19 protein-coding genes, 3 tRNA genes and 2 pseudogenes are annotated in these 17,849 nt (G+C 66.7%); 13 read left to right on the top strand and 11 right to left on the bottom strand.

Features of this window, described 5'->3' with window-relative positions:
• Positions 1-38 precede the first annotated feature (38 nt).
• Positions 39-1,295, bottom strand: coding sequence for a serine hydrolase domain-containing protein (locus Pph01_RS00585; protein ID WP_239116376.1), 1,257 nt, complete (start codon positions 1,293-1,295; stop codon positions 39-41).
• 250 nt (positions 1,296-1,545) lie between these two features.
• On the opposite strand from Pph01_RS00585, the gene Pph01_RS00580 reads away from it, so the two are divergent.
• Together Pph01_RS00580 and Pph01_RS00575 are read left to right on the top strand one after the other, a co-directional pair.
• Positions 1,546-1,794, top strand: a complete 249-nt coding sequence (locus Pph01_RS00580; protein WP_204070896.1) for a hypothetical protein — start codon at positions 1,546-1,548, stop codon at positions 1,792-1,794.
• A 301-nt stretch (positions 1,795-2,095) separates the two neighbouring features.
• On the top strand, positions 2,096-2,926 hold the full coding sequence (locus Pph01_RS00575) for a helix-turn-helix domain-containing protein (RefSeq protein ID WP_204070895.1): 831 nt from the start codon (positions 2,096-2,098) through the stop codon (positions 2,924-2,926).
• Here Pph01_RS00575 and Pph01_RS00570 read toward each other — a convergent pair.
• Positions 2,919-3,713, bottom strand: coding sequence for a class I SAM-dependent methyltransferase (locus tag Pph01_RS00570; protein ID WP_204070894.1), 795 nt, complete (start codon positions 3,711-3,713; stop codon positions 2,919-2,921). The genes Pph01_RS00575 and Pph01_RS00570 overlap by 8 nt on opposite strands.
• A 280-nt stretch (positions 3,714-3,993) precedes the next feature.
• On the opposite strand from Pph01_RS00570, the gene Pph01_RS00565 reads away from it, so the two are divergent.
• From Pph01_RS00565 to Pph01_RS00545, 5 genes are all read left to right on the top strand, one after another.
• A tRNA-Met gene (locus Pph01_RS00565) sits at positions 3,994-4,066 on the top strand.
• A gap of 9 nt (positions 4,067-4,075) precedes the next feature.
• Positions 4,076-4,148 (top strand) — tRNA-Arg (locus Pph01_RS00560).
• Between the two features lie 2 nt (positions 4,149-4,150).
• A tRNA-His gene (locus Pph01_RS00555) sits at positions 4,151-4,227 on the top strand.
• A gap of 80 nt (positions 4,228-4,307) precedes the next feature.
• Entirely contained in the window at positions 4,308-4,670 is a 363-nt protein-coding gene (locus Pph01_RS00550) for a hypothetical protein (protein ID WP_204070893.1), read from the top strand.
• Positions 4,671-4,943: 273 nt separating this feature from the next.
• Positions 4,944-5,474 carry a GNAT family N-acetyltransferase gene (locus Pph01_RS00545; RefSeq protein WP_204070892.1) on the top strand — a complete coding sequence of 177 codons (531 nt, stop codon included), beginning with the start codon at positions 4,944-4,946 and terminating at the stop codon, positions 5,472-5,474.
• Positions 5,475-5,893: 419 nt separating this feature from the next.
• Here the strand turns inward: Pph01_RS00545 and Pph01_RS00540 are convergent, their stop codons facing one another.
• Positions 5,894-6,109, bottom strand: coding sequence for a hypothetical protein (locus Pph01_RS00540; RefSeq protein ID WP_204070891.1), 216 nt, complete (start codon positions 6,107-6,109; stop codon positions 5,894-5,896).
• A gap of 300 nt (positions 6,110-6,409) precedes the next feature.
• Between Pph01_RS00540 and Pph01_RS00535 the strand changes: the two genes are divergently transcribed.
• On the top strand, positions 6,410-6,664 hold the full coding sequence (locus Pph01_RS00535; RefSeq protein WP_204070890.1) for a hypothetical protein: 255 nt from the start codon (positions 6,410-6,412) through the stop codon (positions 6,662-6,664).
• A 139-nt stretch (positions 6,665-6,803) separates the two neighbouring features.
• Here Pph01_RS00535 and Pph01_RS00530 read toward each other — a convergent pair whose 3' ends face one another.
• Positions 6,804-8,456: an ATP-binding protein gene (locus Pph01_RS00530; protein WP_204070889.1), complete on the bottom strand. Its 1,653-nt coding sequence runs from the start codon at positions 8,454-8,456 to the stop codon at positions 6,804-6,806.
• A gap of 352 nt (positions 8,457-8,808) precedes the next feature.
• Positions 8,809-9,273 (bottom strand): hypothetical protein, encoded by a 465-nt coding sequence (locus Pph01_RS00525; RefSeq protein WP_204070888.1) that lies wholly within the window; start codon positions 9,271-9,273, stop codon positions 8,809-8,811.
• Positions 9,274-9,477: 204 nt separating this feature from the next.
• Here Pph01_RS00525 and Pph01_RS00520 point away from each other — a divergent pair, with 204 nt between their 5' ends.
• Together Pph01_RS00520 and Pph01_RS00515 are read left to right on the top strand one after the other, a co-directional pair.
• Complete coding sequence (locus Pph01_RS00520) at positions 9,478-9,672, top strand: DUF1737 domain-containing protein (RefSeq protein ID WP_204070887.1); 195 nt, start codon at positions 9,478-9,480, stop codon at positions 9,670-9,672.
• A gap of 171 nt (positions 9,673-9,843) precedes the next feature.
• On the top strand, positions 9,844-10,269 hold the full coding sequence (locus Pph01_RS00515) for a VOC family protein (RefSeq protein ID WP_204071264.1): 426 nt from the start codon (positions 9,844-9,846) through the stop codon (positions 10,267-10,269).
• A gap of 50 nt (positions 10,270-10,319) precedes the next feature.
• Here Pph01_RS00515 and Pph01_RS00510 read toward each other — a convergent pair whose 3' ends face one another.
• From Pph01_RS00510 to Pph01_RS00500, 3 genes and pseudogenes are all read right to left on the bottom strand, one after another.
• The gene (locus tag Pph01_RS00510; protein ID WP_204070886.1) at positions 10,320-10,775 is read right to left on the bottom strand and encodes a VOC family protein; all 456 of its coding nucleotides are present in this window, start codon (positions 10,773-10,775) and stop codon (positions 10,320-10,322) included.
• Positions 10,776-11,031: 256 nt separating this feature from the next.
• Positions 11,032-11,469 (bottom strand): annotated as a pseudogene (locus tag Pph01_RS00505) (transposase); the annotation flags it as partial.
• Between the two features lie 238 nt (positions 11,470-11,707).
• A complete protein-coding gene (locus tag Pph01_RS00500) occupies positions 11,708-12,925 on the bottom strand; it encodes an alpha/beta fold hydrolase (RefSeq protein WP_204070884.1) in 1,218 nt (405 codons plus the stop codon).
• Between the two features lie 210 nt (positions 12,926-13,135).
• On the opposite strand from Pph01_RS00500, the gene Pph01_RS00495 reads away from it, so the two are divergent.
• From Pph01_RS00495 to Pph01_RS00485, 3 genes and pseudogenes are all read left to right on the top strand, one after another.
• The gene (locus tag Pph01_RS00495; protein WP_203882966.1) at positions 13,136-13,501 is read left to right on the top strand and encodes a MerR family transcriptional regulator; all 366 of its coding nucleotides are present in this window, start codon (positions 13,136-13,138) and stop codon (positions 13,499-13,501) included.
• A gap of 126 nt (positions 13,502-13,627) precedes the next feature.
• Positions 13,628-14,161: pseudogene (locus Pph01_RS42555) on the top strand (hypothetical protein); the annotation flags it as partial.
• 293 nt (positions 14,162-14,454) lie between these two features.
• The gene (locus Pph01_RS00485; protein WP_204070883.1) at positions 14,455-15,525 is read left to right on the top strand and encodes a M48 family metalloprotease; all 1,071 of its coding nucleotides are present in this window, start codon (positions 14,455-14,457) and stop codon (positions 15,523-15,525) included.
• Positions 15,526-15,565: 40 nt separating this feature from the next.
• Here Pph01_RS00485 and Pph01_RS00480 read toward each other — a convergent pair whose 3' ends face one another.
• From Pph01_RS00480 to Pph01_RS00470, 3 genes are all read right to left on the bottom strand, one after another.
• Entirely contained in the window at positions 15,566-16,105 is a 540-nt protein-coding gene (locus Pph01_RS00480; RefSeq protein WP_204070882.1) for a hypothetical protein, read from the bottom strand.
• A 106-nt stretch (positions 16,106-16,211) separates the two neighbouring features.
• Positions 16,212-16,979, bottom strand: a complete 768-nt coding sequence (locus Pph01_RS00475; protein WP_204070881.1) for a MerR family transcriptional regulator — start codon at positions 16,977-16,979, stop codon at positions 16,212-16,214.
• 175 nt (positions 16,980-17,154) lie between these two features.
• Positions 17,155-17,679: a HEAT repeat domain-containing protein gene (locus Pph01_RS00470; RefSeq protein WP_204070880.1), complete on the bottom strand. Its 525-nt coding sequence runs from the start codon at positions 17,677-17,679 to the stop codon at positions 17,155-17,157.
• Positions 17,680-17,849: the final 170 nt, after the last annotated feature.

Below are 17,849 nucleotides of genomic sequence, written 5' to 3'. Positions count from 1 at the left end.
CTCGCGGCTCCCACTCCCCCGGAATCGATGCGCCGGCGTCAGAAGTACTGCGAGTAGAGATCGGTCGTCGGCCAGGTGGTGACCTTGCTCCAGGCCTCGTTCATGCGTGTGCTCAGCACGTCGTAGTCGAGGGTGCCGGTCTCCTCACGCCGGTTGAAGAGCGCGGCGTAGGTGATGCCGTTCTGGAGCCTGGCCAGGTAGGTGTAGGTCCCGGGCATCGAGCCGGAATGCCACGTGTTGAGGTGGCCGGTGACCTGACGGACGTACCAGCCGCAGCCGTACCACGAGCCGTCCGCGCTGATCCCGATCTCCGGCTTGGCCGTCATCGTCGCGATCGAGGCGGAGTTGAGCACCGGGCCCGCCGCGTCGAAGACGCCGGCGAACTTGACGAGGTCGACGGCGGACGCGAGCCAGCCGCCGTTGGCGTCCTGGTTGGGCATGTTGAAACCGCCGTACGGGTACGGCACCACGATGCCGGAGCCGTCCAGGACGGTCTTGTTCGTGTACTGGGAGTAATACGGCACCTCGGACGGCGGGGCCTCCGACCTGAGGCTGCCCCCGAGCATCATGCGGCTGATGCCGACGGGCGTCAGCAGCTTCTGCTTCACGTACGCCTCGTAGCTCATGCCCGAGACCTTTTCGATGATCCTGCCGAGCAGCAGGTAGCCGTAGTTGCTGTAGATCATCTTCGATCCCGGCGCGAAGTCCAGGGGCCGGGCGGTGGCGTACTCGATGATGTCGGCGTGGCTGATCGGCAGCGGGGCGTCGAGCACGGCGGAGATCGTGTGGTCCAGCCAGAGCTGGTCACCGCTGACGTTCCTGTCCCAGCCCCCGAGGTGCTGCATCAGGCGGAGCACGGTGACGTCCTTCAGCCGGGTGTCGCCGGACGTGGACAGACCGAGCAACGTGGTGACCGGAGCCGAGAGGCTGAGCTTGCCGTCCTGGACGAGCCGCAGGATCGCGGCCGAGGTGATGTGCTTGCTCAGGCTGGCGATCCGGAACAGGCTCGTCGGCTGGACGAGGCTGGGAACGGGCTGCCCCCCGATCGTCGCGGTGCTCGTGTAGGAGCCGTAGCCGCGTGCGAGCACGAGCTTGCCGTTCTTGACGACCGCCAGCTGCGCGCAGTCGATGGTCCGCTCGGCGATGTACGTCTTCACCACGTTGTCGAGCACGGCCAGCGACGCGGGAACGACCCCCGTGACCGGTGCGCTCGCCGCCCGGGCGGGAAGGGTGCCCAAGGCCAGAGCGGGAACGGTTCCAGCGGCCACCTTGAGGGCATTCCTGCGGCTGAGCATCGTCACCCTTAATCCCCTAAGTCATGATCTGTCAGATTGATCAGCATCCTAGGAGATCTTGAGTCCGGCCCGTGGCGACTACGCAAAAACCGCGGCCACACCCAGGAAGCCGCAGTTGGGACCCCATCCTCTTGGCCGGCGTTTCGAATCCCCGAACGCCGGAGGGGAATATCCCGTTTGACCGTTTCGGGTCAACCGTCGCCGGAAGGCGACGCCACGGGTGACCCCGATCGGTCGGGAGGGGGCACCCATGCGCAGCAAGCCTCGGTTCCTGCTTCTCGGCACGGCGTTGCTCACGGTTCTCACGATCACACCGGCCGAGGCGTCCACGGCCTCCCCGCCCTGCTCCGGCACCGCGTCCGCGATCAGCGGCGTTCCGGCCGGCGCCTCCGCCACCGCGCGACGCTGCTGGTGGCAGGGCCCGTACCGGTGCTGCACGTACGCCGTCAGCGAGCACCAGTTCGTCAAGCGGTGCATGCGCGCCAGGACGCGCTACTAGACCAATGGGATCGGGCGGACCTCGAGTGATCGCGAGCGGCGAGACCAGAACGTGACATAGCGGTAAAGATCCTGGTCAGAGGCACTTTGCGGGCATCAACACATGCCCGACGAGCCGACTGCAAAGAATATTTTCCACAGAGATATCCCCAGCATGTCCGCCTATTTATTGGGAGGTCCCCAGCCGCCGTCCACACCGTTGTCCACAGGCCGGGCTCGGCGGTGTGGGTCCTGGGGCGGACGGCCTGCATGGGTGCATCACGGCTACGTTCGCCGCCCGCCCACCGCGTAGCCTGGCGGGGATGGATGCGGACAGGCTCCTTGGGGACTTCCTCCGTGCTCGTCGCCAGACCACCACCCTCGACCAGGTGGGACTGCCCCCCGGCGACCATCGTCGCCGGACACCCGGGTTGCGCCGTGAAGAGGTGGCCATGCTGGCGGGCGTCAGCACGGACTACTACATCCGGCTGGAACAGGGCAGAGAACGCCACCCGTCGGATCAGGTGCTCGACGCCCTCGCACAGGTGCTCCAGCTCGACGCCTGGGCCACCGATCATCTCCACGAGCTGGCCCGCCCGAAGGCGATCAGGCGTGCGGCGGACGTGCCCGTCGACCGGGTGAGCCCGACCCTGGAACGGCTGATGCTGAGCTGGCGGAACAACCCGGCGGTCGTCGTGAATCGGCGGCTGGACGTGCTCGCCGGCAACTCCCTGGGCGCCGCCCTCTACGAAGGGCTCGATCACAGCGACAACCTGCTGCGGCTGACCTTTCTCAATCCCGATGCGCGGGTCTTCTACCGGGACTGGGAGAAGGACGCCGCCTCGAAGACGGCCCAGTTGCACACCGCCGCGGCGGCGGACCACGACGATCCGCTCCTGCACGAGCTGATCGAGGAGCTCTCCCGCGAGAGCGCGGACTTCCGGCGCATGTGGGCCCGCCATGACGTCCGGGCGAAGACGACCGACTCGGTGCGCTTCCATCACCACTTCGCCGGCGACCTGACCCTCTCGTACGAGGCCTTCACCGTGAACAGCTGTCCCGGTCAGGACCTGTTCATCTTCCAGGCGGAGCCGGGCAGCACGTCGGAGCAGGCCCTGATCAAGCTGGGGTCCCGGGTCGCCAGCCTCACCTGACCCTCGCGACGGTGAGCATGTGCCCGAATCCGAGCAGCGCCGGCTCGTTCTCCGTACGGCGCGCGACGTCGAGGAGCAGGGCCCGGCGCTCGGGGTCGTCCAGCCATTCCTCCGCGTAGAGGGCGAAGACGCCTTCCAGCGCGTACCGTTCCGCCCCCGGCAGACCGGCGTCGGCGAACTCCGCGAGCACCTCGGCGGGGTCGTGGAAATAGGCGGTGGTGAAGCCCGTGTCCGCCGCTCCCCTCAGCACTCCCGTACGAGCCGACTCGTCGGCCACCCGCCGTACGGGCTCCTCCACGTAGCGGCCCTTGAGGATCATGTCGTGCACGGCCGCCCACCGGGCGATCGTCGCCGCCACGACCAGCCCTCCCGGTCTGGTGACGCGGCGGGCCTCCGTGAGCGCCCGTACCCGGTCCGCCCGCTCGGTCAGGTGGTAGAGGGGCCCGAGAAGCAGGACCACGTCGGCGGATGCGTCCGGCGCGTCCAGGTGCCGCGCGTCGCCCACACGGGCGATCACTCCGGGCAGGGCCGACGCCTGCTCGACGTGCGCGGGCACCGGGTCGATCAGTTCCACCCGATGACCGGCGGCGGCCAGCCACTCGGCGTGCACCCCGCTGGCGCCGCCGACGTCCAGGATGCGCGCCGGTACGGCCGGCAGCAGGCGGCGCAGCACATCCTGGGTCCGCCAGAACTCCAGTCGAGGGTGCCCCGACCGCAGCCGGCCGTCCTCCTGGCCCTTCAGGTAGTAGTCCATGATCTCCGGTGCGAGCTGTCGCGGCTCCCTCATGGCGTCGAGCATGCCCAGGGGGCCGAGCCCGTTCAACCGGTTTCCGCCGCGTGATCTCCACCCGGAAAACCCGTTGCTCCCGGCGCCGGATGGACGGAATGCTCAGTGCGGACACCGATTGAACCTTTCGGAAAGGAGCGGGTCATGCGCCACCATCACTGCCGTCGTCGCGGTCACCGCGTCCTTCGCCGAATGCGCACGCCCTTCCACACCCATATGTGACGCCCCCGTGGCGGAGCCGGCTCGGACCTGAGCGGCCTCGTTCACCCGGTGGGCTCCCGGCGGGTGGGGGCGCTGGTGTGCCCGGCGGTTTCATACGCCGCTATCGGCGGGTTCGATTCCCGCACCCGCTACTCGTTCACGCCTCTGTGGCGCAGTGGAAAGCGCGCCTGCTTGCGGAGCAGGAGGTCGCCGGTTCGATTCCAGCCAGAGGCACTGTGACCGATCCCGAAGAGGACGAGGGGCCGGGTTGTGATCCCGGTGCAAGTGGGTTCGAGTCCCACCGGTCACCCCATTTGTTCCACCATTCGTCGTCGTGCTGATGTGGCCGAACAAGGCATGCGGTTCGGTCGAACGCGAGGAGCTCGCCGCCTGATGGACACCTCCGAACCGATGACCGACGAGGATCTCGCCGAGATCGAGGCGCTGGCGAACGCTGCGACCCCGGGCCCCTGGTATGTGCGTCGGCTCGACGACGACTTCGCCATGAGCCTGGTCGCCATCAGCACCGCCCCCGACACCGGGCTCGGTGAACGCTGGCCGGACTACGACCACTACGAGATCGTCGCTGCCACCCTCGTCCAGCACCCCCGCTATGTCGATGTCGCCGACGAACGCTGGGACGAGAACGCCCAGTTCATCGCCGAGGCCCGTCACGAAGTTCCACGCCTGATCGCCGAGATCCGACGGCTCCGCGAGCTACTCGCAATCGCGGATCAAGACCTCGGCGAAGCCTGACGTGGATCGTCGTGTCAGATGCATGCCAGATTTGAACGGCGTTCAGCGAGGACTGGCGGGAAGTCACAGGGACTCGACCACACCTGAGCTGCACCCCCTGTCTCCCAGCTCAGAGAGGGGAGATCACTAGCCGATTCCCAAGCTGACAGCGCGGGTTCGATTCCCGTCACCCGAGCCGGGATTGTTCACCCAGCCGCGCCCATAGCTCGGCCGATGAGCCATACGTTCATGCCCAAGTTGAACGTCGTTCTACAGGGTTGTTAGCGTGCGCGCATGTCAGATCTAGGACATGTGGCTTGGCCGCCGGAGCTGATCCGGACCGAGCGGCTCGTGCTCCGTGAGCCCGAGGCGCGGGACCGTACAACGTTCATCGAGCTGCTCGCCTCGCCAGAGGTGCACACCTACCTCGGCGGTCCCCGCCCGCGTGACGAGCTTGAGCGTGAGACGCCTGAGGTGCCCGAGCGATGGCCCGGGAGTTTCGTCGTCGAGCTCGACGGGGCGATGATCGGCCAGATCCTGCTCAGGAGAGCAGCCGGGCACCGTCGCCCGGCTGCCGTGGGGAAGGCCGATCTCGGTTACCTGTTCCTGCCGAAGGCCTGGGGGCAAGGGTACGCCGCCGAGGCGTGCGCGGCGGCACTCGACTGGTTCGACGGCGTCCTTCCCGGCGAGCCGGTGGTGCTCACCACCCAGAGCGCCAACGTCGGCTCGATGCGCCTCGCGGCAAAGCTGGGGTTCACCGAGGTCGAGCGGTTCCAGGCCTGGGACGCCGAGCAGTGGCTCGGCCTGCGGCCCCCGGCCACGTGATGGGACTACGCGATTTTGGCTCTGACGCCTTCCCTGGATGCTGTTGGTGATCTTCACGATGGTGGCAGGTCGTGGATGAGGCGTTCGAACGGTCGAAGAGAGCGAGTCGCCGTCGGGGGTAGACGCCCGGAATGTCGTGATCGGCAAGCCGGAGAAGGTTGGTGCCCGCGGCGACGAGGACGTGCTGGCCGTGGCCTTCTCGTCGAGGACGAGCCGCCGTGGAGGAGTACACCCGGCTGAAGGCTGAGATCCTCGCCGAGTCCATCTGAGGGGTCGGACGGGAGTTCGTTCAACGAGCCACCCGTGACTCCCAACTTCCCGGCTCCGCCGCCCGGATGAGCTGATCACGCTCGTGGCGGGAGTCGCATGGATGCGATGATCACAGGGTGATTTACCGGGTCGGTGTCGTCAGCGCCGTCTTAGACGCGCACGGCCGTTGCTTGCTGACCATTTCCGATGGAGCCGTCGAACGCATCGATCCGGCTCTCACCGACGAAGAGATCAAGAACCGCTTCGAGCTGAACCGCCTCACTCGCATGCCCAAGATCGATTTCTGTGCTGGGCTCCTTCTCGACGGGCCCCTTGAGGGCACTCTCACCTACGCGATCAACGAACTCGGTGACCGCAGCACGCACTACCTTCCGCGAACACCTAGCGACGCTTCGCCCCGAACGCCCCCGGGGCCAGGCCTCGTATACGAGGTCGTGAAACTCCGCTCGACGGGCCGGCCCGCAGAACTCCGCTATGTCATCGAGTCCAATCCACGACGGTAGCGACAGGGTCTGAATAGTTGAGGACCGTAACCTCACAGGCCTCTCCCCGCCCCGAGTGAGTGTCAAACTGAGTGACTTCCGGGGTGCCTAGCCTCGCCCGTCGATGCACATCCGTGCACTGAACATGCGCCCTCACCTGGAGAAACGCCAGGTCCCAGGATCATGACCAGTGCTTGCGGAGCAGGAGGTCGCCGGTTCGATTCCAGCCAGAGGCGCTGGCCGGACTACGACCACTACGAGATCGTCGCTGCCACCCTCATCCAGCACCCCCGCTATGTCGATGTCGCCGACGAACGCTGGGACGAGAATGCCCAGTTCATCGCCGAAGCCCGTCACGAAGTTCCACGCCTGATCGCCGAGATCCGACGGCTCCGCGAGCTACTCGCAACCGCGGATCAAGACCTCGGCACAGCCTGACGTGGATCGTCATGCCAGATGCATGCCGGATTGAACGGCGTTCAGCGAGGACTGGCGGAGACTCATGGCTGAGCTGCACGTAAGTAAAGGCGACCCACGCCTGAGCCGCCGCTCGAGGACGGCCGGAGGTCCGCGAAGGCTACGGACGCCTGTCTGTCAGCGGAAGCCGGAGGACGAAGCGGGCACCACGCGGTGAGTCTTCGATCGTGAGGGTCCCGTGGTGGGCGTGGGCGATGTCGCGCGAGATGGCCAGGCCGAGCCCGCTGCCTCCCGGCTCCCTGCGCCGGCCCTCGTCCAACCGGACGAAGCGCTCGAAGACGCGCTCTCGGTCCTGCGGCGCGATTCCGGCACCGTCGTCGCACACGGTGATGACGGCCGAGCCCTCCACTCGTCCCACGGTGACCTCGACCCTTTTGTCCGCGTGCCGCCGGGCGTTGACCAGGAGGTTGTCGATGACCCGGATCAGCTGGATCCGGTTGCCGAGAACGTTCACATCCCGGCCCGCGTCGACGTGGACCGGCACGCCACCCGCCATGGCCGCCACCTCCTTCGCCACCAGCGCGCCGACGTCGATCGGCTCGTAGGCGGCCGGCCCTCCGGCACGGAGCCGAGCCAACACCAACAGGTCGTCGACGATCGTCTCCAGCCGATCGGTGACCGCCAGCGCCTCCCTGATGGTCTCGTGCGGGTCGACGTCGGCGGGGTAGAGCAGCGCCTCCTCGAGCCGGGCGCGGAGACCGGCAAGCGGCGTTCTGAGCTCGTGAGAGGTGGAGGAGGCGAACCGACGTTGCTCCTTGAACATGTCCGCGTTGTCCACGGCGAGCCCGGCCCGGCTGGCGATGTCGCCGACAAGGGATAGGTCGGCCGAGTCGTACACCGGGGAGGTCTCGTACCGGGCCAGGACGAGCGCACCCAGCACCCGGCGCGGCGTACGCAGCGGCGCGACGATGACCGAATGGGCACCCAACTCGTCGTACGGCCGCCGCCGCTGGACGTTGTACTCCTCCGGGTCAAATCGCTCGGCCAGATCCTTAGGGCCGAACAGCACCGCGGGGCCGCCGCGCAGCACTCGCGCCATCGGCGCCTGGGAGGTCTCCGGAAACGCCGGAAGCGGCCCCTCCCACTGTTTGCACTCGACACCGCTCTGGCCCTGCTCGACCACGACCGCCACCCTGTCCACCCCGTCGCCGTTGGGGCCGAGCAGGTCGATCACCGCCCAGTCGGCCAGCCGGGGCACCACCAGACGAGACAGCCGCCGCAGCGCCTCATCCACCTTCAGGGTGGAGGCCAGCACGGTGCTGGTCTCGGCCATCAGCGACAACCGGTCGGTCAGCTTCTCCAGTGCCGCCAGGGCGGCCGCCTGCTTGTGTTCCACGGCCTTGTGCCGGCTCAGGTCGTAGAACAGGACCACCGAGCCCATGTCCTTCCCCCCGCCCAACGGGAGCGGGGCCGCCATCACGCCCACCGGGACCAGGTCTCCGGATCCGCGAGTGAACCACGCCTCCTCGCTACGGATGTACACCCCCTCGGAAAACGCGGCCAGAATCTGGCAGTCCTCCCGGGGCATCGGGCTTCCGTCGGCGTTGCGGTGCAGCAGGTCGTGGGGGTCGGCCCCGATCAACTGCCGTGCGGGACGATCGAGCAGCCTCTCGGCATACGGATTGACCAAGAGGATCTTCCCCGTATGGCTGACCACGTACAGACCCACGCGCAGACCATGGAACAGGGCTCTGACGAGTTCCCCGCTGAACCCATACCCCGCCCAGTCCTCCAGGTTGTCGCTGGCTGTCATGGCGGTTCCCCCTTACCCACCACCTGCCCAATCCGCCCAAACGGCGAACAATCTCTTAAGAGTACGTATCTCGAAAGAGACTGCTGTGTGCGCCGGGGAGATCCTTCATAGATCGTTCTCGACCCACGAGCAGAGCGTCCCCATTACGTCGAGCTGTACGGCGTACATGGCTCGTTTCTGCTCGGCAAGGGCGGCACAGTCGACGAGGAGCGGAGGACGGGTTCGCAGAGGTGGGCGAACTGGGCGAAATCACCTTCGGCCGCTGCGCCGAGCCGGTGGACGACCCGGAGGAAGGCGTCGGTGACGCCGTCGCCGGGGTCGGGGTGTTGGCGGGAATTCGCCGGGCTCGCAGTCAGATGGCCTCACCCAACTGTTCGGCCAGCCGCTCCAGACCCCCCTTGATGAGCCGCCCATACTCGTCGTCGCCCAGCACACCGATCTCGGCCCGCGCCTGCTGGAGGTGCTCACGGGCGCGACCGAGATCGCCCAGCTTGCGATAGCACTCACTCACGTTCAGGTGCAACGACGGATACAAGCCGGCCACCGGAAACGTCACCCCTACGTGCGCCACCTGCTCATCGGTGACCAGATCAGCGGCGGCGAGCGCTCGCAGATCCCACATCAGCTCCTGGTGCACGTCGTCCTGCACATCGGCCATCGAGTGGGCAAGGACGCAAACATGCAGCGGGTCGCCTTGCTCGCCCCCGATGTCGTCCCAGATCTGCGCGAACAAGTCGCGAGCGGCTTCACGCTGACCTCGGTGGTGATGCAACTCCACCCCCTGGCCGATCCGGGTCATCGTTGGGTCGGTGGTCATCAGCGGCTCCTTCGCCGTCGCGCGCTACCGCAGGCAGCCTACTTGCCGGACGTGGCTTATCAGCGGGGACTGACGGGGAGCCACGGGGACTCGACCTTCCCTGACCTGAGCCCCCTGTTTCCCAGCTCAGAGAGGGGGCCACTAGCCGATTCCCACGCTGACAGCGCCGACGCTGCCCGCTGCGCCTGACTCTAGGATCGCGGCATGACCCACGCCGAAGATCTCCCGAGATACCGCGTCCTCACCGGCCCCGACGACGCTGCCTTCTGCCGAAGAGTCAGCGAGATGCTGGATCTCGGCTACGAGTTGCACGGGTCGCCTTCGCTGACGTTCAACGGTGAACGCGTGATCGTGGGTCAGGCGCTCATCCGACCGGCAACCACAGTGGTCCCCGATTGAGAGGCGACCCGGAGGGACGCCCTGGCGCGTGACGGCACTGCCACGTCAAGAGGTTCCCGAAGAAGACCTTGCAGAGGATGTCGACAACGGCCTCGCAGCTCCGTCTCAGGTGCAGATGCGGCCAGCGGTGCCCGCCCCACACCAAGGAGATCCAGCATGGCGATCCAGCGGATGGACAACGTCCTCATCGTTGTCGACGACCTTGACGCTGTCATTTCGTTCTTCGTCGAACTTGGCATGGAGTTGGAGGGCAAGGCGCCAGTCGAGGGACGTTGGGTGGAGCGTGTCATCGGGATCGACGACGTCCGACAGGACATCGCGATGCTGCGGACCCCGGACGGCCACGGCCGAATCGAGCTGGCGATGTTCCACACGCCGAAGGCGATCAGCGCCGAGCCGAAGGACGCACCGGCGAACACGCTGGGCATTCGTCGCATCATGTTCGCCGTCGACGACATCGAAGACGTCGTTGACCGCCTGCGCACCCACGGCGCCGAACTCGTCGGCGACCTGGCGCGCTACGAGGACAGCTATCGGCTCTGCTACGTCCGCGGCCCCGAGGGCATCATCGTCGGACTGGCCGAACAGCTCAACTGAAGGCTGCCGAAGAGACCGTGCACCCGAGTAACAAGGAGCAAGGTAGTGGGTCAGGCGAACCAACTCTCGCGCGCGGTGCTCAAGCTGTCTGGCGGCGGGTCCGGGAGCAGCTGGAAGAACTTCCACGCATACCCGTACGGATCGAGGCATTCGACGTATCGCTCGCCCCACGGTGCATCGACCGGTCCAGTGGTGACCGTGCATCCGGACGAGCGGCAGTAGTCCGCAGTCGTGTCGACGTCGGCCACCTCAACGCCGATGACCACGCCAAGGCCGCGCGGGCCGGTTCTGGTCATGCGCTCGCGATCGCTGTCGGGAAACGGCATGCCGACCAGGGCATCGACGAGCAGCTGGAGGTCGCCGCGTCGAAGGATCGCCATGATCGTCTGGCCGTCGGGATGGGATATCGACCCGGCCTGCTCGAACCCGAGCCCTTGATAGAACGTGGCCGCCTCGGTCACATCCTCGACGCGAAGTCCTACCCGGAAGGAAGCCTCGTCGGTCATCGCGCGTTGCTCCTCGGTTCGGCAAGCGGCCTGACCCTGGCACGATGCACCAGTGTGGGGAGCCGTGGCCAGTGCGCGGGGTCTGGCTACGCGGCTTGGCGCCGGAGGCGGCCGGCAGACCGGTGCCGGGCGCCCAGGGCTGCGTAAGGTAATTTGCGGCCGAACGCCTCCCCTGAGATCCACGAACTCACCGTTGAGGCTGATCACGGTCAGTTCTATCTGCAGGACCTTGAGAACCACGGTGCTTGGGTGGCTGAGCACGCGAACTACTGCTGGCGTAGCCGAGGAACACCCCGATCTGACAGTTGGTGATCTTCCCGGCGGTGCCGGTGTACTGCCGTTGCACGCCAGCCGAGCAGACGCCCTTCTTCTCGAACCCCGTGTCGTCACCGACCAGAACACCGTCGGCGTCGCCCAGATGGTCGATCGCGCAGTCGCGGACATCGTCACGGACGCCGTCGACGTCCCATGTCGCGGCATTGAACAGCCGCTGCATGCCATCGGGGGTGAGCTCCCCGGCATATTCGGCCGGCGACCAGCCGTTCTTTCGCTCCAACCCGGACAGCAAGCCCTCGATGCAGGCTCGGGCGCGCAGGCGTACCTCACGCCTTCTGAATCGGCCCGCGACCAGCGCGAACGCGTCATCCAACCCAGCTTTGAAGCGGGCAGCGCCGAGGTGTTCTAATCTGGCCATCGCGGCCACCGCATGATCTTCAGTTCCATCACACCTGAATGATCACAGCGGTGGCCGTCTGCTTCTCACGCGGGGACGTCCGTGGACGAGCATGGACAAGCACGGTCATCCATACAGCAGCGTGCTGCAGCACTCGAAGTGATCCCCCAGCTCAGCGCCCATTCCGATGTGCGACTGGAGTACTAACGCTCCGTCACCACCGAAAGAGAGACAGAGCCGTTCAATGGACAGACCCCGCTCACGGGAGCACATCCGTGCGCAGGCGGGTCTGGACGAACTTCTCTATCCGCCAGGAGCCATCGACCTTGGCGAACTCGCCGTGATAGTGGCCGTAGCCGCGCACCTTGAGGGTGCTGCCGTCGATCCAGTCCTCCATGTTGATGGTCGAGGACGCAGCCACCGGCGAGTGGACCTCGGTAGTGAAGGAGAACAGGTGGTGGATCGCGGTGGCGTCGCCGACGCTGGTGGTGATGACGTCCTCGATCTCCTTCGGGCCGGTCATCTGCATAACCTGGACGCCTTGCGGGTCATAGATCGTGAAGGTCGCCTCCGGTGCGAACAGCCGCGCGAGCTGGTCGAACTGTTTGTGGTCGGCGTAGTAGGCGTACCGGGCCATGAACTGGCGGATCTCGTCGACGATGACCAGCCGCTCAGTATCGGACACCGCGAAGAACTGGCGGAATCGCTCGGCGGTGGCCTGCGGGTTGTCGAACGCGTACGCGTGGGAGGCCTGCGCAATGACATCGGTTTCGATGTTCTCGGCGACCTGCCGGGCGCCGGCCAGCAGCTGGCCGCGATAGTAGCCGTGGTCGCCGTTGAGCACCAGGACCGGCATCGGGAGCCGGGTCGTGAACTCGGCCCGGTTGGCCTTGCCGTCCTCGATCATGGCGCCGTAGTGCTGGAAGCCGCCGCGGATGCCGTTCGGGCCGGTGAAATGCGGCAGATAGTGGGCAACGCCGTATTCCTCGGCGTCCGGCCGCACCGAGGTCAGCCGGTAGAACGGTGTGAGGAATTCGGTTTCCTTGCCCTGGGTGAGGAACGTGGCGAGGTCGACCTGGCCGTGGAACCCGAAGCCATAGGTGCCGCCCTCGACGGAAGGGTTCATCATCTCCTCAAGGCCGAAGCCGGGGATCAGCGTCTCGGAGAGCACCAGCCGGCGGACCTCGTCAGGGTGCCGTGACGCGTACGCGTAGACCACCATGCCGCCCACGTCCATGCCGACCAGGTTGATCGGTCCGAGACCCAGCCCGAGCACGATCTGCCGGATGTCCTCGGCGACGTTGGTCTTGGCGAAGGTGTCGCTCTCGGCTGGGTCGGAATCGCCCATGCCGCGCAGGTCGGGGGCTAGCACGGTGTAGCCCTGGGCCGCCAGCATCGGCATCAGCTCACGCCATACCGCCCAGGTGAACGGGAAGCCATGCACCAGCACGACCGCCGGGCCGGCGCCGCCGATCACGTAGTGGATGCGGGTGCCGTTCACTTCGGCGTAGCGGTGGTGGAAGCCGTGCAGGCCGTCTACCGCAGTTTCCGGTTCGGGATGAGTCACAGTCATCGGAGCCTCCTTGATTGTCGGTCGGCTCGAACGTAAACCTTGGAGTATGCTCCAAGGTCCAGGGTGATCCGCGTCTCACTCCACTCCGCTCGGATCGACAGGGAGGCTCAGCGTATGTTGATCGGCGAATTCGCCAAACGCGTCGGCGTCAGCACCGACACGATCCGCTTCTACGGGAAGGTGGGCTTCTTCTCCAGCAGCCGCAGCGAGAACGGCTATCGGCATTACACCGAGAAGGACATCGAAACGGCCGACCTCATCGCCTCCGGGAAATCGATAGGTTTCTCCCTGCGCGAGATCCTGGCCTTCTCCCAGGAGATGACCGACGGCGTGCTAGATCACGCGCGAGCACAAGAGAGCCTGCAGTCCAAGATCAACCTCATCGACGAGCGGATCGCATCACTGAAACGAGTCCGGAAGCTGGCGCAGCAGCAACTCGACTATTGCCGGGCGGTGGAGGCGCAAGAGCTCTCTGTGTGAAACGCCGCTCTGGGCAGATAACGAAGTCCATCACCAGGAAGGTCGTCGACCGCGCGGCGGGATCGGCGGCGTACGCGTCAAGCATCCCGGGCCGCCGTCGAATCGGGTCTCGTGCGCGTGGGCCGATCGCCGCGGTCCGCAATCCCCGTGCCGCTGAGCCGGCTTGTCACGGTGGCCGGCGCCCGCTGGACGATCGAGGAATGCTTCCAGACCGGAAAGAACGAGGCCGCCATCGACCACTACCAGGTCCGGCTCTACCCAGCTTGGTATCGGTACATGACGCTGGCCATGCTCGCCCTGGCCTTCCTCGCCGTCACACGGGCCACCCTCATCCGTGAACCTGATCCAGACGAGGTCGCCCCGCAGAAGGGCCCAACACCGATCACTCACAGCGACCTCCTCGCGATCATCGGAGCGGGTGTCGTCGTCGGGGTATCCATCCTTTTGCACCGCCCGGGGCTGACCAGAGCGCTTGTGACTGGCGAGAACTCGAACTTCACAATTCTGGCGATCACCGGTCTGGTTACCGTGCTCGGATTCGTGGTCGCCATCACGTGGCTGGTACGGCGGATCAGGAAGGCGGCTCCACCGTCAGACGCACGGCATTCGGGTGAAGGTAAGGAAGTCACGACTGCCCGGCATCGCAAGGAACACGGCTGACACCCTCTTACGCCTCTGTTCCGCCGGGGCATGAGCGATGCCCGAAACGGTTGGCGACTGCCGGAACAGCGAATCCCAGCTCAGGGCCTGTTTTGGAGGTCAGACGCAGGTCAGACGAACGGGGAATGAGCGGGGCGTTTCATCCTCTCCTCTCGACGAGGGCACGCCTCTGCCTGATAATCCGCACCATGATCACCCCTCCAGCCACGTCCGAATCCGGCACCGGATTCGCTCGACGGGACGTCCGCAAGAGATTCACCCGTCTGAGGGGCCGTCGACTGGAACGTCCGGGCTTGGAAACCGCCCGGGTCCTCGCTTACCTACTGTCGGCCGCGATCCAGGCGATCCCCGCCGCCCTCATGGCCGCCGCCCTTGTCATTGTGATCAGCTCCTACGACAACGTCCTGGCCTGGCTGTGCGGCTGCGGGCTCGCCACCGTCGCGATCTGGTCCCGGCCGCGAGCGCTCCGGCTCCCGGACGACGCCGAGGAGGTCATCAGAGCCGAGGCACCTGCCCTGTTCGAAGCCGCCGACCGGATCGCCCGCGCGGTCGGAGCGGTCCCTCCGGCCGCCATCTACCTGCACGACCGACTCTTCAGTTGCGCCCACTTACGGGTCGGCGCGCGGCGACGGCCCACGTTGCTCATCGGCCTGCCGCTCCTGCTCGCCATTTCGCCGCGCGAGCGAGCGGGCATGCTGGGCGTCGCGTGCGCCGAGGACGTCAGCCGCGATCCCGCCAGGGGCCTGTTCGTGCGTTCGGCACTCCTCACTGCCGGCGAGTGGCGCAATGCCCTCCTGAACGTGCGTGTCCAGCAGTACAGCTGGTACGGCGACCCAGTCGTGGAGTTGTTCGGCCACCCATTCCCCGCGGAGCGGTCGGCCTCCCAGGTCGTAGGGAAGATCATGGGAGCAGCGCTGGGCTCGCCGCTGTTCCTCGCCGAGTTCGCGCTGACGCGACTGGTGTCGGGTCAATCACAGGTTGCCCGTTACTACGCCGACCAGGTGGCCGCGCGGGCCGTGTCGACGCCCGCCGTCCTCCACTACCTCGACGCCCTCGTGATGGCCGAAAGTCGCTTCACGCCCATCCTGTCAGCGGCCCGGCGCGGAGAGACGATCGGCGAAATCCGACGAACCGTGCTGCGGTCCGGGGAGGTCGACCGCGAAACGGTGACCTCCCAGCGCGAGGCTTCCTTGGCGCAGCGGAGCTGGCGGGATCTGGAGCCGCCCCTCGCTCTGCGCGCCGCCCTTCTGGAAGCGGGCGACGCAGAGGAGGGCTCCACCGGCGTCGACGAGGCCGAGTCGGAGGGGATCGACACAGAGCTGTCACGCCACCTCGCCCGCGCCGTTCGGGCGCTCACCCTGTGAACGCGAGTCTTTCCAGCAGGTATGCCGAGGTGATCGGTTTTCAGCGGCGGGTGGTCGGGATCGGCGCGGTGAGAGCGGGAGGCCACATGAAGGCGAGCTCCTCGCCGACGGTGAGTCCGCTCCAGACATCGGCCAGTGTTCTCAGGGTTTCCGCCGTCGCGGTGACGGTGGCTTCGTCGTAAGGGAAGGTGCGCTCTTCCACGATCCCCCATACCTCACGCACCTTGGTGAACAAGGGCCTGGACAGGGTGCCGTTGGCGGCCTCGTGCAGGACACCGCTGAGCGCTTCGGCGGTGGTGATCGAGCGGGCGTTGGCCTTGATGATGCGAGCGCTGCGGGCCGCCGCGTCATGCCGTGGCGAACCCGTGAGCACCCGCATCGAGGTGAAGAGGGCTCCGGCGGCGATGCAGCCGAAGACTCCCGCGCCCAACCGGAGCTCACGCTCGGTCACGGCATGGGCAAGGTCGTGAGGCACCCGGAATTTTCGGTCGTAGGAGCGCATCTCCAAGGTCACGCCGTCGCGTCGATGCACGACGACGCGGCAGCGATCCCCCTCGGCCGGCGTGAACACAAGTCGCATGTCTCCATGATGCGAATGACCGCCCCCAGAGGGCCATCGGTTTTCCCCGCGCGCGAGAAGTGCGGTGCCGCCCGGGACGCGCGGCGCCTCTCGGACTTCTGTGGGTTCAGCTCAGCCGGGCCTGCCCGTAGGCGGTCATGGCGTCGCGCATGTATTCGGCCAGGCCTTCGGCGACCTGCTCGTAGTTCGCCCTGAACTGCTCCTCCTCCGCCTGCATCCGGGCCAGCTGTGCATACTGTTCCGCGGTCGGCGTCCAGAACTCACTCAGGTGCCGATAGTGGATGTCGAGCTCGGCGAAGACAGCTGGGGCGTCGACGGGGGTGGCGGCGAGCATGTGCTCGGCCATCCGGATCATCCCCGCCGTCGCCTCCCGCTGCATCCGCTCAAGCGCCTGCGGGGTCCGGCTGTCCAGGAGCTCCTGCCGCCCGCTCTGCTGCCAGTGCTCCGGCCACCGCTCGCGGGCGTCCGCCGCATACCGTGCACTGTCGAATCCATCGAACAGGTTCTCCGGCCTACTGATCTTGGACATGGTCGGCTTCCCTTCGTTCTCCTGAAGTTCGGCGATGGTCCGCTCCACCATGCGGACCACCCCGTCCAGACGGTCACGCTCCGCCAGCAGGCGCTGGTGGTGCTCACGCAGCGCCGCGATGGGATCGGTGTGCCGCTCGACGATCTCCTTGATCTCGGTCAGTCCGAGGCCCAGCTCACGCAGCACCAGGACCTGCTGCAGGCGCAGCAACTGGTCCTCCTCGTAGTAGCGGTAGCCGTTCCGGCCGACGCGTGCGGGCGGCAGCAGCCCGATCTGGTCGTAGTGGCGCAGTGTCCGAGATGTCACTCCCGACATCTGAGCCACCTGCGCGATCGACCATGACATGACTGCTCCCCCGTCCTCGCCCACCGCCGAGCCGGTGCTCTCCGGACTCACGACACTAGAAGTTGACGTGACGAGAAGGTCAACAGTGATCAGGAAGCGGCCTTTCGCGGGGTCTCGCAAAGGCACGCGCGATCGAGGGGCCTCTTCAAGACGCCCGTCCAAGCCGCAACGACTCTCAGGTGCGGCGATGGATCGTGCCGCCCGGCGCGTACCAGCCCGCCTTCTTGCGTACGGCGGGAGACGGATCGGCCTTGTGGGCGAGCGTGAGAGCGGCCTCGGCCTCCGCGTTCGCGTGCACGAAGCGCCCGACCAACTCCACCGCCATGGCCCGTACGTGTGCGTCAGGGTCGTGACGCAGCAGGCGCAGGCCCGGCGCCAGCACCGACGCCTCATCGGGTCGGCACGCATCGGTCTTGCAGCGGTCGCAGGACAGCGCGTGCACCGCGGCCACCCGGACCGACGGGACCGGGTCCTCCAACATGGCGATCATTTCCTCGACCGCGTCCTCCACCAGAAGGTGGTCGAGCAATCTGCAGCACTGCTCACGGACCACGGGGTCAGGGTGGCGCAGACCTGCTCGGATCGCCGGCACGGCCGCTCGACCGCGGTTGAGCAGGTGGCGGTAGGCCGAACTGGTCCGAGGCGCGCTGCCCAGCGCTTCCACCACGCGTTCGTCACTGAGATCTGCCAGACCCAGCATGGGCACCATACGATCACCGCCACTCGCGCCCGGCAATCGAATAAACGCCACTCACTGAAGCAGGAGACCCACCCTCTCCAGTTCCGTTTCTGCTTCCACGTGACCCGTACGGCCGGCCGCAGGAAATCACGGGGACGTGGGCAGGTTGGTTCGCCTGGCTTGTTCGTGGG

Source organism: Planotetraspora phitsanulokensis, from assembly GCF_016863295.1.
GTDB classification, from domain to species: Bacteria; Actinomycetota; Actinomycetes; order Streptosporangiales; family Streptosporangiaceae; genus Planotetraspora; species Planotetraspora phitsanulokensis.
Note: the sequence above shows the minus strand (reverse complement) of the source record. Positions and strands in the feature narration are given on the sequence as shown.

Bases quoted from the DNA above. Each gene is read 5' to 3' on its own strand.
- Pph01_RS00570 (WP_204070894.1), bottom strand. From the start codon at position 3,713: ATGAGGGAGCCGCGACAGCTCGCACCGGAGATCATGGACTACTACCTG.
- Pph01_RS00580 (WP_204070896.1), top strand. From the start codon at position 1,546: ATGCGCAGCAAGCCTCGGTTCCTGCTTCTCGGCACGGCGTTGCTCACG.
- Pph01_RS00585 (WP_239116376.1), bottom strand. From the start codon at position 1,295: ATGCTCAGCCGCAGGAATGCCCTCAAGGTGGCCGCTGGAACCGTTCCC.
- Pph01_RS00550 (WP_204070893.1), top strand. From the start codon at position 4,308: ATGGACACCTCCGAACCGATGACCGACGAGGATCTCGCCGAGATCGAG.
- Pph01_RS00535 (WP_204070890.1), top strand. From the start codon at position 6,410: ATGACCAGTGCTTGCGGAGCAGGAGGTCGCCGGTTCGATTCCAGCCAG.
- Pph01_RS00480 (WP_204070882.1), bottom strand. From the start codon at position 16,105: ATGCGACTTGTGTTCACGCCGGCCGAGGGGGATCGCTGCCGCGTCGTC.
- Pph01_RS00530 (WP_204070889.1), bottom strand. From the start codon at position 8,456: ATGACAGCCAGCGACAACCTGGAGGACTGGGCGGGGTATGGGTTCAGC.
- Pph01_RS00575 (WP_204070895.1), top strand. From the start codon at position 2,096: ATGGATGCGGACAGGCTCCTTGGGGACTTCCTCCGTGCTCGTCGCCAG.
- Pph01_RS00470 (WP_204070880.1), bottom strand. From the start codon at position 17,679: ATGCTGGGTCTGGCAGATCTCAGTGACGAACGCGTGGTGGAAGCGCTG.
- Pph01_RS00545 (WP_204070892.1), top strand. From the start codon at position 4,944: ATGTCAGATCTAGGACATGTGGCTTGGCCGCCGGAGCTGATCCGGACC.
- Pph01_RS00520 (WP_204070887.1), top strand. From the start codon at position 9,478: ATGACCCACGCCGAAGATCTCCCGAGATACCGCGTCCTCACCGGCCCC.
- Pph01_RS00515 (WP_204071264.1), top strand. From the start codon at position 9,844: ATGGACAACGTCCTCATCGTTGTCGACGACCTTGACGCTGTCATTTCG.
- Pph01_RS00525 (WP_204070888.1), bottom strand. From the start codon at position 9,273: ATGACCACCGACCCAACGATGACCCGGATCGGCCAGGGGGTGGAGTTG.
- Pph01_RS00510 (WP_204070886.1), bottom strand. From the start codon at position 10,775: ATGACCGACGAGGCTTCCTTCCGGGTAGGACTTCGCGTCGAGGATGTG.
- Pph01_RS00475 (WP_204070881.1), bottom strand. From the start codon at position 16,979: ATGTCATGGTCGATCGCGCAGGTGGCTCAGATGTCGGGAGTGACATCT.
- Pph01_RS00495 (WP_203882966.1), top strand. From the start codon at position 13,136: ATGTTGATCGGCGAATTCGCCAAACGCGTCGGCGTCAGCACCGACACG.